The sequence below is a fragment of the Marinomonas rhizomae genome, assembly GCF_024397855.1.
Taxonomy (GTDB): domain Bacteria; phylum Pseudomonadota; class Gammaproteobacteria; order Pseudomonadales; family Marinomonadaceae; genus Marinomonas; species Marinomonas rhizomae_A.
Window position 1 is genome coordinate 2,399,606 of record NZ_CP073343.1, and the last position, 12,963, is coordinate 2,412,568.

General features: G+C 45.0%; 12 protein-coding genes. 3 read left to right on the forward strand and 9 right to left on the reverse strand.

Annotated features, from left to right (window positions below; genetic code table 11):
• Positions 1 to 31 precede the first annotated feature (31 nt).
• The 5 genes from KDW99_RS11355 to KDW99_RS11375 all read right to left on the reverse strand — a co-directional run bounded on the left by KDW99_RS11355 (position 32) and on the right by KDW99_RS11375 (position 5,141).
• Positions 32 to 283, reverse strand: coding sequence for a hypothetical protein (locus KDW99_RS11355; RefSeq protein WP_255824898.1), 252 nt, complete (start codon positions 281 to 283; stop codon positions 32 to 34).
• 202 nt (positions 284 to 485) lie between these two features.
• Positions 486 to 1,874, reverse strand: a complete 1,389-nt coding sequence (locus KDW99_RS11360; protein WP_255824899.1) for an ABC transporter ATP-binding protein — start codon at positions 1,872 to 1,874, stop codon at positions 486 to 488.
• Positions 1,871 to 2,653 (reverse strand): ABC transporter permease, encoded by a 783-nt coding sequence (locus tag KDW99_RS11365; protein ID WP_255824900.1) that lies wholly within the window; start codon positions 2,651 to 2,653, stop codon positions 1,871 to 1,873. The genes KDW99_RS11360 and KDW99_RS11365 overlap by 4 nt, the downstream gene beginning before the upstream one ends.
• Entirely contained in the window at positions 2,650 to 3,585 is a 936-nt protein-coding gene (locus tag KDW99_RS11370) for an ABC transporter permease (RefSeq protein ID WP_255824901.1), read from the reverse strand. The genes KDW99_RS11365 and KDW99_RS11370 overlap by 4 nt, the downstream gene beginning before the upstream one ends.
• The gene (locus tag KDW99_RS11375; RefSeq protein WP_255824902.1) at positions 3,585 to 5,141 is read right to left on the reverse strand and encodes an ABC transporter substrate-binding protein; all 1,557 of its coding nucleotides are present in this window, start codon (positions 5,139 to 5,141) and stop codon (positions 3,585 to 3,587) included. Before KDW99_RS11375 ends, KDW99_RS11370 begins: the two co-directional genes overlap by 1 nt.
• Positions 5,142 to 5,448: 307 nt before the next feature.
• On the opposite strand from KDW99_RS11375, the gene KDW99_RS11380 reads away from it, so the two are divergent.
• From KDW99_RS11380 to KDW99_RS11390, 3 genes are read left to right on the forward strand one after another with little or no spacing between them, the layout of a single operon-like run.
• A complete protein-coding gene (locus KDW99_RS11380) occupies positions 5,449 to 6,198 on the forward strand; it encodes a metal ABC transporter ATP-binding protein (RefSeq protein ID WP_255824903.1) in 750 nt (249 codons plus the stop codon).
• Complete coding sequence (locus KDW99_RS11385) at positions 6,195 to 7,085, forward strand: metal ABC transporter permease (RefSeq protein WP_255824904.1); 891 nt, start codon at positions 6,195 to 6,197, stop codon at positions 7,083 to 7,085. The genes KDW99_RS11380 and KDW99_RS11385 overlap by 4 nt, the downstream gene beginning before the upstream one ends.
• Positions 7,082 to 7,978: a metal ABC transporter solute-binding protein, Zn/Mn family gene (locus KDW99_RS11390; RefSeq protein WP_255824905.1), complete on the forward strand. Its 897-nt coding sequence runs from the start codon at positions 7,082 to 7,084 to the stop codon at positions 7,976 to 7,978. The genes KDW99_RS11385 and KDW99_RS11390 overlap by 4 nt, the downstream gene beginning before the upstream one ends.
• A gap of 112 nt (positions 7,979 to 8,090) precedes the next feature.
• Here the strand turns inward: KDW99_RS11390 and KDW99_RS11395 are convergent, their stop codons facing one another.
• The 4 genes from KDW99_RS11395 to KDW99_RS11410 form a co-directional block, all read right to left on the reverse strand.
• The gene (locus KDW99_RS11395; RefSeq protein WP_255824906.1) at positions 8,091 to 9,314 is read right to left on the reverse strand and encodes an ABC transporter substrate-binding protein; all 1,224 of its coding nucleotides are present in this window, start codon (positions 9,312 to 9,314) and stop codon (positions 8,091 to 8,093) included.
• A gap of 115 nt (positions 9,315 to 9,429) precedes the next feature.
• Positions 9,430 to 11,400 (reverse strand): beta-galactosidase, encoded by a 1,971-nt coding sequence (locus tag KDW99_RS11400; protein ID WP_255824907.1) that lies wholly within the window; start codon positions 11,398 to 11,400, stop codon positions 9,430 to 9,432.
• 3 nt (positions 11,401 to 11,403) lie between these two features.
• On the reverse strand, positions 11,404 to 12,282 hold the full coding sequence (locus KDW99_RS11405; protein ID WP_255824908.1) for an SMP-30/gluconolactonase/LRE family protein: 879 nt from the start codon (positions 12,280 to 12,282) through the stop codon (positions 11,404 to 11,406).
• Positions 12,283 to 12,323: 41 nt separating this feature from the next.
• A complete protein-coding gene (locus KDW99_RS11410) occupies positions 12,324 to 12,959 on the reverse strand; it encodes a 2-dehydro-3-deoxy-6-phosphogalactonate aldolase (RefSeq protein WP_255824909.1) in 636 nt (211 codons plus the stop codon).
• Positions 12,960 to 12,963 lie beyond the last annotated feature (4 nt).

The following is a 12,963-nucleotide window of genomic DNA, read 5'->3' on the forward strand; positions in this document are numbered from 1 at the left end:
AAAAATCTACTAGACAAAATTTTTCTGTGAATTATGGAAGTAATTTGTCAATCAAAACACAGTCTTTGGTGTCATTACGACTTGCTTTTACTTTGTCTAAAATCTTTTGCGCGACCTCTTTTTGACGATCTGAAATATATTTGGAATCGACTGTTTTTTGAACATTACCTAAATAAGCATTTAACTTAGGTGTGCAATAATCATCAAATGCCAAGGCGCTAGTAGAAGCAAAAAGTGCCACTGTGCTAACTAAAGCAAGGGGAAGTGAGGTCTTGAACAACATATAACTTTCCTGAACAGGCTATTTAATTAAAAAATTAGACCATAGACTGAGTCAAAGTGAAACCTAAAGCAGTCTTCTAACTAAGCATTTACATGTTTAAATCATGAAGCCGCAGTATGAAAACACCCTGTTACGAACATTGAACGGAAAGCACCGTATTATATAGCGATCAGTTCAATGCAGTAACAAGGTATATAGACTGTTAAATACGAATCACCTGATGACAGGTTTTCTGCACCAATGCCGCATCATGGCTAACCAATAACACCGCACAATTTGCCTCACTGGCCAATTCCACCAATAAAGCAGTCACCTCTTTTGCTGTAATCGGATCAAGGCGAGACGTTGGCTCATCAGCAAACAAAAACACAGGATCCAATAACAAAGCTCGCAGAATCGCAAAACGCTGCAATTCACCACCAGACACCGCCAGACAATTACGCTCTAGAATGCCTTCAGGTAAATTCAACCGAGCCATCAAAGGGGCAATCCGGGCTTTATCAATACCATGTAAATCGACCACATCATCAAGCAGCTGACCCAGTGTAACGCTAGCTGAAAACGCCGAGGGTGGATCTTGATAGAGTTTCAGCCACTGATGTGGCTTAGCGGTTTTATTAGAACGAGTCAGCTTGCCCGAAGAAATAGGCAGCAAGTTAAGCAAGGCGTCACCAAGAGACGATTTACCACAACCACTGTCACCAACAATACCAACCACTTCGCCCTGCTTGATACAGAAAGACAAGCCGTCAAACAAAGTCCTACCACCTCGCTCTAATCGCAAGCTGTCAGCCACTAAAATATCGTCAGCGTCACTCTTACGAATCGTTGGCGCCATATCTGACCAAGCATTGGGCTCGGCAGCGATCAACTCTCGTGTGTAATCGTCTTTTGGATAATCAAGCACTTGAGTAGCTTCGCCTTGCTCGACTAAACGACCCTCTTTCATTACCAGTAGCAAACCACCCAACTGACGGGCTACCGACACATCGTGAGTAATAGTCAGCAAACTGCCTAGATTCGAACGAGCCTGCAGCAGCTGCACAATGCCATCACGACGAGATATATCCAGCCCTTTGGTTGGCTCATCCGCCAAAATCACATGCGCACCACCCGCAGTAGCCGCTGTAATAGCAAGACGTTGCGCCATACCGCCAGACAATTCATCCGCGCGTTTATGGCCATTATCCGCCAAACCAACATGACGTAAATCCTCTTCGGCCATCGCTAGCGCTTCCTGCGGGTCTTTCTCACGCACGAATTGATATACCTCTTTGACTTGATCAATGCCCTTCATTAACGGATCAAGAGAATGCCAAGGCTCTTGCGGTAACATGACCATTTCACGCCCCCACAAGGCTTGACGCTCTTCAATCGTCATCGCCTTACCAAATACCTCTATGTCTCCAGCCACACTCAAATCAGTAGGCAATAGTCCCATAATGGCTTGCGCCAACAAGCTTTTACCCGAACCCGTTTGACCCAGTATCGTTAACGGTTGACCTTGCTTTAACTCCAAAGAAATTGGCTCTAACAAACAAGAGTCGCCCACATAAACCGCTACATTGGTTAATTTCAGCAATACACTCATGTTCGCTTCCCTGCCAATAAATGAAATGAAAACACCATCAAAGCGACAACAACCAAAGGCTGCGCCAATAACCAGGGCGCTTCGCTGTAATACGGAAATAGTTCAACTGTCATTAGCCCCAATTCGGCCAACGGTGGCTGAATGCCTACATAGACAAAACCAAGCGACGCCATGGTTAAAATCGCATTCGCGCCACCAAAGGCCGCCAAAGTGAACACAGAAGGTGAAATAGCAGGCCAAATATGGCGTTTAAATTGATACCATCGGCCAAAGCCCATCATCTGGGAAGACTGTCTTGCAGGACTTTGAATGACGCCCTGAGTCACAGCTCGAACCACGCGGAAATATTCGACCCATTGCACTAAAGAAATCGCCAAATACAAGACCAAAAAAGACCCCGGCGCAATAGCAGCAAACAACAACACAACCACCAAGCCTGGCAAGGCGAGCAAAATATTAACGACCACACCCATGGCATGATCGATCTTTTTGCCACCCCAAACAGCCCACACACCAAACGCAGTACCGACCAAAGAAGACGTCAGTACACACAACACACTCAAGGCAAAAGATAAACCAATCGCATGCGCCATACGTGTCATCATACTGCGACCAAAATGATCTGTACCGAGCCAATGTGCCGCAGAAGGCGGCTCCATAATGGCATTTAAATCTTGCTGAGAGATGCTATAAGGCGAAAATACAATCCCCAACAACGAGAACGCCAATAAGGCCAATAAAATAAACAGGCCAACCCATTGGGATTTATTCATTTTCATAATGTTTTCGCCCCTCTTGGATCAATCCATAAACAGATAACATCCACCAAGGTATTTAACAAAACGAACAGAACCCCCATCACCAAAGCCGCGCCTTGTATAACTGGAATATCACGGGCAAAAATCGCATGAGCCAAACCATGCCCAATTCCTGGCCATGAAAACAATGACTCAATCATCACAATCCCTTCAATCATGCTCACTAACTGGATGCCAAAAAACGCCACCACTGGCACCGCAATATTGCGCACACCATGCTGTCTGAAGGTCTGCCAATTAGACAAACCTTTCACTTTTGAAAACTGATAAAACGCCGCAGCAAAGGTTCGTTTGGCAGAATCTCGAACCACACGATTGGATACCGCCGCCAAACTCAAAGCCAAAGTCACCGCAGGCAAAACCAAATGCGCTGGCGTACCAAATCCCGCTACAGGAAACCAATTCCAATGTAATGCGAAAAGCAAAATAAACAGCACACCTAGTACAAACACTGGCATAGCGCGAATGACACTGGATAAGCTCATAATAATCGCGTCAAACGGATTACCCCGCCACGCACTTAATAAACCGAATGGCACAGCGATCACAACGGACACCATCAAGCCTGCGAGAGCCAATACCAAGGAGTGACCAAGCATATGCTCGACAGCATCCCTGACAGGCAAACCACTCACCAATGAATCGCCTAACTTGAACTGCAACAGATCCGTTAACCAATGAAAATAAGCCGCTAATGGACTTTGATCTAATTTCAACTCTTCGCGCACCAAAGCCGCCGCGTTAGAATCGACATTGTCTTGTCCATAGCGACTGGCGGCAATTCGATATGCCATGTCACCGGGTAGAGAGCGCATCAAAATAAAGGTTAGGGTTCCCACACCCCAAACCACAGTGATCAATTGAAGCGCCCTTTTTAAAAGCATGGCTTTCATTATTTTACGAACTCCATGTCATTCAGAAAGTAGCTGCGTTCGAAAGGATCAAAATGAAAACCTTTCACACGCTTGTTCACTGACGTTTGCTGAACATAAGATGACACCGGAATCATTGGACGCTCATCAAAAATAATCTGTGCACTACGCTGTGCAATGTTTTTGTAGGTCGCAGGATCAGACGTTTCTTCTAGCGCCATCAAATCCGCACTTAACGCCTTGTTATTCCAGTTCATCGCGCCCCAATCACCGCCGCCATTAGAGCCAAAATCCGACAACATCACACCAAGCGGGTCGGCGATAAAGCCATAGTTACGCGCGATCAAGGCAACTTCTAACGAACCATCTTGATGACCCATTGGAATGGCGCTGGAATTGGTCACCTCAACCTTTGTATCGATACCAATCGCTTGCCACTGAGCCTGAATCGCCGTCGCTACCGTAGTCAGTTCTGGCCTATCCGCATAAGTTATAATGGTCAAATGAAATTGTTCACCATCTCTTTCAAGCATACCATTTGAATTCTTCTTCCATCCCAAAGACGCCAACAGAGATTCAGGTGTACCCGCCTCCGCTTCCGTTTTGCTAGTCACATTGGCTAAGTGCCAATTAGACATAGAAGCAGGTAAAAGCTGGTCCGCTTCAGAACCTGGGACACGCAAAATCCCTTTCGCAATACCTTGACGATTAATCGCTAAACTCAAGGCTTTACGTGCGTTAACATCCTTCATAAAAGGATGACCGCTGTTTAACTTCAGAACGATGGTTCTTGGAATAGGATTAGAGTGAATATCCAAATTTGGTAGTCGCTTTAAAGATGGCAAGCTAGCAGGAGCCAAACCAAACACAATATCAGCTTGACCACTTCTGGCCTGCAAAACACGACTTTCTGCACGGTGCCCCGTTAAATAACTTGCGTAAGGAATACTGGCTTTCTTTCCCCAGTAATCCTCAAACTTCTCTACCACCAACTTATGCGGAGGCGAAAATTGATACAACTGATAAGGACCAGTCGCCGACAACGCCAACACATCACCGTCTTTGCCATAAGCATCAGGAGACAAAATACCATTCGCATAATTCGCCAACACAGCTCCCAGTAAGGTATAGGGGCTAGACAAGGTAATTTTCACCTTATTACTACCCTCTGCACGAATACTATCAATTGGCGCCTTCTTTAAAGCGCCATGTTTAGATTGTGCAATCGTCAAACTGTTCACCACCGCATCGGCATCCATTAAGCTGCCGTCGTGAAAATGTACGTTACCACGTAGCTCAAATGTCCAAGTTTTAGCATCATCACTCACCTGCCAATTTTTCGCCAAGGCTGGAAGCAATAAACCGTTTTCATCTACATCGACCAAGGTTTCTAAAATCTGCATACGGCTATAAACAAAACCATTTTTAGATGGGTCTAAACTCGTGAACTCAAATGCAGCACTGACTGATAAGGTGTTGGTTTGTGTTGGTTGTGCAACCGCCACATTAGTAGAAACGACTGCTGACAGAAGCAATAACTGCGTCACTCTACGTAGAGGTTGGAAAAAGGTTTTCATAAAACTCGATCCTTAATTTTTAAACAATGAGGACGTTCACGGCAAGGTGACGTCCACAAGACAAGAAACACTACTCGAAATAATATTGTTATGATATAACATAATTAGTTTTGTAGGCAAGCCTCAACTCTTCTATAAACAACAACTTACGTGGTTTTTCCTACCGCGAGTAAAGCCAAAACATGAGATTTAAAAACATGGGACTTAAAAAAAGCGCATTAAGCCAATCGGCCTTACATAGACTTGTATTAACCAGTTTTTTAGTTTTCGCCCTTTGGATGCTTATTATCTGGGCGGTAGCTTTACCATGAGCACATTAATTCTGGATGACGTGTGTATTTCCTATGGCAGAGTACATGCCGTTTGCCATTTAACGGGGCAATTTGAAACTGGCAGCCTAACCGCTATTGCAGGCGCCAATGGAGCTGGAAAATCCACCTTAGTGAAAGCCATCATGGGAGAGTTACCCTTAACCAATGGCAGCATCAATAGAGGAGAGTTAACACCACAAGATATTGCCTACCTGCCGCAAACCGCCGAGATAGACCGCCACTTCCCCTTAAACCTTGAAGACTTAGTGAGCTTAGGTTCATGGAGAAAAAATGGTGCATTTCGAGGTTTATCAAACGCTTGCTTAGAAGAAGCAAAAGACGCCTTACGACAAGTAGGCTTGGCTGGTATGGAAAAGCGTCAAATAGGCTCCCTTTCCTCAGGACAATTCCAGCGCGCCTTATTCGCAAGACTGCTTTTACAAGATGCCCGAGTGGTCATTTTAGATGAACCTTTCAATGCGGTAGACGAGCAAACAACTAGCGATCTACTCACTTTAATTCTCCAGTGGAACAAAGAAGGTCGTACCGTTCTCGCCATTCTTCATGACTTAGAACAAATTGAACAACACTTTCCAAATACCTTATTACTGGCACGCGAAGCCGTTTATTGGGGAGACACTCAACAAGCCCTATCAGCACAAAACAAACAACGGGCAAAAAGCTTAATTCACTATTGGGATAATCCTCAGCGCCAAATTCCGTCTCAACTTAAGGAGTCAGCATGACCCTTTACGAACTCGCCATTGCCCCTTTTAACGATTATGGCTTTATGCGCCGCGCTTTGATTGCATCCGTGGCACTGGGTTTAAGCTCTGGACCGATTGGCGTCTTGCTCATGTTACGACGCATGAGCCTGATTGGTGACGCGATGAGTCATGCAGTACTGCCCGGTGCCGCCATTGGATTTATGATCGCAGGAACGCTTTCTTTACCCATTATGGGCTTAGGCGCCTTGGTTGCAGGGCTCACAGTGGCGATATTGTCTGGCATCGTCAGTCGCAACACCAACCTAAAAGAAGACGCTTCATTTGCCAGCTTCTACCTTGCTTCCTTAGCATTAGGCGTTTTACTGATTTCCATTAAAGGCTCCAACATTGATTTATTGCATGTACTGTTTGGCTCTATTTTGGCCATCGACGCCGAGGCGCTGTACCTCATCGGTGGCATCGCCAGCTTCTCATTAATTCTGCTGACCTTAATCTATCGCCCCTTAGTGGTCGAATGCTTTGATCCAAGATTTTTACGTTCCGTTGGCGGTAAAGGCGTCCTCTACCATGGAATTTTCTTACTGATGGTTGTGCTCAACTTAGTCGCGGGATTTCAAACCCTTGGCACCTTAATGGCCGTCGGCATGATGATGCTGCCTGCGGTTATCTCCCAACTATGGGCAAAAACCCTACCGAAAATGATCGTCATTGCCACCTTATCTGCAGCGACATCAGGCTATTTGGGCTTGATCATTTCCTTTCATCTTAATTTTGCTTCTGGACCGGCCATCATACTGACAGCAACAAGCCTTTACGTCTTGTCCTTGCTGTTCGCCCCTGCTGGTATTTTCTACAAGCATTTACGTCAAAAAACTCACTCAACTCCTATGGAGAATCAACAATGAAAAAAATACCTTTCACGTTAACATTACTGTCTACTTTGACATTAGGAACGACACTGGCACATGCATCGGCTGAAAAGCCTGTTCCCGTTGTGGCTAGCTTTAGCATTCTTGCCGATGTGGTACAACAAGTTGGCGGTAATCTTGTTGATGTCACTAGCCTAATACCTGCAAATGGCGACCCACATGAGTTCTCACCCTCTCCAAAAGATGCAAAAGCCATCAAAAATGCTTCTGCCACCTTCATCAGCGGTGAAGGCTTAGAATCTTGGTTCTCTAAAATGGTGAAAGCATCTGGTTCTAGCGAACCTGCAACCGTTGTATCTAAAGGCATTAATACTCATACCTTTGTTGAAGATGGTGAAGAAGTGACTGATCCACACGTGTGGAATAACATTCCAAACGTCATTGTATGGGTAAACAATATCGAGAAAACACTGGAGAAAGTTGACCCAGAATACGCCACGACATACCAAGCCAATGCTCGAAAATACATTCAACAACTTAGCCAGTTAAACAAAAAAATTCACGCTGAAATTGACACCATTCCTGTTAGTAAACGCCAAGTACTTACCAGCCATGATGCCTTTGGTTATTATGCAAAAGAATACAAGGTTAAATTCCTAGCGCCGCTTGGCTTGTCGACTGAAACAGAAGCAACCGCCGCGGATGTCGCCAGCCTTATCGACCAGATCAAACAAGAACAGATCAAAACCTACTTCATTGAAAATTCAAATGATGCACGCCTAGTCAAACAAATTGCTAACGCAACAGGCGCAAAACCGGGTGGCGAGTTATATCCTGAATCACTTTCCGATGCCAATGGCCCTGCCACAAGCTACCTGCAACTGATGAATTACAATACTCAAAAAATTGTCTCTGCACTGAAACAATAATCTAAATTTCTAAACACTAAACGAGCAATAAAAAAGCCAGTTCAACTTATGCTGAACTGGCTTTTCTTTGCGTTAAAGAAAGTTTTTACGCTTTTAAAAAAGGATCAAATGCTTACTTAAAAACGCGTTTTCGCACACCTTCTAATCGTTTCAGGATGGCATCAAGACGCTCTGGTTTCACCATAAACTCTTGGAAACCTTTCATGCCTTCTTGCGCCATACTTGGATCCGTATCACGGTCATAGAATTGAGCTGTTCCAGACGCATTGTTTAACATTTCGACCCCTTTATTTAGGAAGAAATCATCAGGAGCATGCGCTTTTTTATGAGGTGGGATTTGCAATAGAGCCGCATTAACCAAAGTTTGATTATCAGGACGAGCCATGAACTCTAGAAATCTGCGCGCATCTTTTTTATTCGCTGCTTTTGCTGGAATATGAATAGTATCCATCGGCGCATCTTCTGCCATACCCACTTCACTGTTAATTTGCGGGAACTGGAAGAAGTCAATTTTTCCCTCTAGCTCTTTTGGAAAATTGGGTGCTATAAAGTTACCAATCAAATACATCGCCGCTTTACCGTTGTACATAAACGGCTGAGCTTCTTGCCATGAATAAGAAGCGTGATTCTCTAGGAAATAGCCTTTATCAACCAGCTCTTTCCAATGTTCGAAGGTTTTACGAACACGAGGATCAGTGTAAGGAATCTTGCCGTCCATTAAGTCAATATGGAAGTCCAAGCCATTCGTACGCATGTTCAAATAATCAAACCAACCCGCGGCGGTCCAAAGGTATTTCGTGCCTATGGTAATGGGGGCGATATCATTGGCTTTTAGCGTAGCATTTACCGCTAAAAACTCATCCCATGTTTTGGGTTCAGTCAAACCTAACTTATCAAAGATATCTTTGCGGTAATAAATACCCCATTGATAATAGGTATAAGGAACACCCCATTGCTTACCATTGATCGTCATCGCAGAGGTTGCCGATGGCATGTTGGCTTTAAGATCTTCTTTCTTCCAAATGTCACTCACGTCTTCAAACAAGCCACGATCAACAAATGCTTTCATTCTGTTACCCGCGTACCAGAATACGATATCTGGCGGTGTAGTCGACAACCAGTTACGGATAGCGGTTTTATAACCTTCTTTGTCGTACAGGTTGTACTTCACTGTCACGTCAGGGTTTTCTTTTTCAAACTTCTGTACGATTTCACTAAATGCCTGCTTTGGAGCAGGATCTGCCTGATCGGAGTTAATCACCAAGGTGCCAGCGTTAGCCATAGAGACAGCACCCAGTGCCATTGCCCCTACCAATAAAGATTGTATTTTTTTCATTTATCAAAGCCCTCTTTTTCTTTTTATTAATTGGAACCTAGTTTCAGTATTGATCAATAAAAGCAAAAAATCAACAAACGAAACCAAGTTCCACTTTATTTTTTATCGCTTTTATTTAATTTCTCTTCCAGATCGCCACACCAGCACTTTCTAGAGCTTTACTGCCTAGGATCAACGTTGCATTCTCAGGTTCAAAAACCACGGATTGTGAAGCATAGTTAAAGACGAATATCACATTACCACGCTCGCGAACTCGTACGCCCACGGGTAAATAACAAGTAGACAAAGAAGCCATATCGGCTAACTTCGCTAAGCTTGCTTTCAACAAGTTATTATCTAAGCAGGAACCAAGATAAAAGTGTCGACCAGCCCCCATCAACACAGGATTACCACCATCATCTTTTAACAAACAAGGCAGTGCCGTTTTAATTTGTTCATGCCAGTGTTTCAAGTGACCTGCGCCCCAGCGCCCTGAAACAGCTGGCTGTGTATGCTCTGGCAAAGCATCAACACGCTCTACAGTTAATGGCAATAAACTCGCCAATGGGCCCGGTGCAAGGTTTTCTGGCATCTGATACGTTTCTGTTTTGCTGCCTGTTCTTGGGCCCGCCAACAAAACGCCTTTATAAACACTCAATCTTTCTTGTAATTGAGGCGTGATATGCGCCTGAGCTGGAAGCACCAATAACTCATACATATCCAAAGAAGCATCACTTGGAATAATGTCTACAGACAAACCAAGCTCACGCATGGCTTCATAAACACGATAGCACCAGAATAAATAACGATAAGCGCGGGACTGCGGCTGAATATCCAATGACCAACAAGCGTCGTAATCAAACATCAGGGCGACTTTTCCTGCACTAGGTAAAGACATTAATTCTTCTGCATCCAAACCAAGCGATTGAGCTAATTCTTTAACTTCAGCCGCGACTAAGGTTGCCTCTTTTGCCGCTTCGGCCTCTTGTGCATCCGGACGTAACAAGCCCGCGTGCATTTGCTCTTGACCAAATGGCGCCTGACGCCAGCGGAAATACGACACCAACTCGGCGCCATGGGAAAACGCTTCCCACGTCCATAAGCGCACAGCGCCATCGGCAGGCGTTGGGTTATGTGGTGCCCAGTTCACCGGGCCTGGCTGCTGCTCCATGATCCATAAACGGCCCTTGCCGCAACCACGGTATAAATCATGATGAAAAGCACCAAAATCAGGATGACCAACACGTAGATACTTGTGTTTTTCTTCTTGGGTATAAATGGCCTCTTGATCCAAAAAGCCCAATGGATAGGTATCCCAACTTGCCACATCAAGGTCTTGCCCCACCTTATGATGATCAAACGCTGTAAAAAAGCCCATGTAGTTATGAACCAAGTCACGCCCAGCAGAATGCTCACGCAGAATATCCACTTGCAACTTATTAAACGCCACTACTTGGTCTGAACAACAACGTTGAAAATCCAAACGATGGGATGGATTGGCTTCGGTTACTGTTAGGTTTGGCAATTCAATTTCATCGAAAGAGCGATAATCCATGCTCCAAAACACGTTACCCCATGCTGTATTTAACGCGTCAATCGTGCGGTATTTTTCTGCTAACCAAATACGAAAAGCCGCAAGGTCAGCGTCGGCATAACTTAGAATCGTGTCATGGCAACCGAACTCGTTATCAGTTTGCCAAGAAGCCACTGCTGGATGCTGACCATAGCGCTCAGCCATCATGGTCACCATACGGCGGCACTCTTCACGATATTCAAGACTGGCAAAAGTGTAATGACGGCGAGAACCAAAATGACGCACACGGCCCTGCTCATCTTTTGCCAACATAGACGGATGACGATCCACCAACCACTTAGGAGGCGTTGCGGTTGGCGTTCCCAAAATCACTTTTAAACCATGTGAATGGAGAATATCTAAGGACTCATCCAACCACTCCCAATGCAACTCCCCCGGCGTAGGTTCAATTGTGCTCCAACTGAATTCACCTATCCGAACGTATTCAATCCCAATACGCTGCATATGCTGAGCATCTTCTCGCCAACGGCTTTTTGGCCAATGTTCAGGGTAATAACAAACACCTAACTTCATATTCTACGCTCCAGAAAATGGCTGACTTGGCTCACCAATGACATCAAGACCCAAGGTGGCTTTTAAATCGATCGCCACAACATGACCGGACAACGGCTTTTCTGCTAATTCACTTTCACTTGTGGCAACACTCGCCGACGTGATAAACAATGTATTCCCGTCCGCACCACCAAACACACAGCTTGTTGGCTTGGAGAAAGGTAATTCTATCGTCTGCAGTACTTCACCTTCTGAGTTGTATCGCACAACACGGCCACCATCCCAATTGGCATTCCAAATACAGCCTTCTGCATCAATACAAGAGCCATCCGCACCTATGCCTTCTTTCACTTCAAAAAATGGCTTTTGGCTTCGCACATCATAAAATTCCGGATAAGGAAAGGCGTGAACTTTACGTGTCATAGAATCACCAAAATAGAAACGTCCACGAGATTCATCCCATGCCAATGTATTGGAAATGCCAACCCCCTCCAGCATGAGCGTCTTTTTGCCTTCTGCGGTAACTTTCCACAAACGACCCGATGCGCTTTCTTCAGCATCGTCCATGGTACCAAGCCACAACACACCGTTTGGGTCACATTTAGCATCGTTACTGCGATTGCCTGCAATATCGGTATCCAAATCACATAGGTGTTCTAATTCACCTGTCGCTTTATCCAAATAGGCAACTGCATCCGACAAAGCCACTAATAAGCGATCACTTTGTGTCGTAAAAACGGCGGATACTTTTTTAGGCAAAGTCCAATGTTGGTATTCATTAGACTCTTGATGCCAGCGCCACACTTGGCAAGCGGGAATATCAACCCAATACAAAGCCTGTTCTGACTGACTCCAAAATGGTCCTTCAGCTAATTGATTACGCTGCGTACTAATTTGCTTCATTGTTTTTATTCTCCAACTTGTCTTGTCTGCTTTAAAGAAAGCTATTGCTGATAGGTCTTCCAAGCCGTCATAAAGGCTTCTGCATTGTCTTTTGTGATCTCGACCGATTGACCTTTTTTATACAAAGCCGAACCTAGACCAAAACCACGAGCACCAACATTCAAATAGTCAGCAACATTCGTCGGTGTGACACCGCCCACCGGACACAACCAAGTCTCGGCAGGAATCACCGCGCCCAAGGCTTTCACTACATTGATTGTAGGCAAGGCTTCCGCAGGGAAAAGCTTCACCGCATCAGCGCCAGCATGCAGTGCCGCAAAAGCCTCACTTGCTGTAAAAAAGCCTGGCATAGCGTATAAACCGGCGACTTTCGCAGCCTTAATTAACTCCACATCGGTATGCGGACAAACCATTAGTTTTGCCCCCGTGTCGACCAGCTCTGTCAATTGTGACATGGTCAAAACTGTTCCCGCACCAATCAACACCTGATCACCAAATTTTTCTTGCAATGTATGAATACTGGTAAAAGCATCAGGGGAATTGAGCGGCACTTCGATCAGGCGAAAACCAGCGTCAATCAAAACTTGAGCATGTTCAACCACTTCGTCTGGCGTTATGCCACGAAGGATCGCGACCATGGGGAACTCGTGCATCAATGCATCAAAAGAATGTTTCATATCA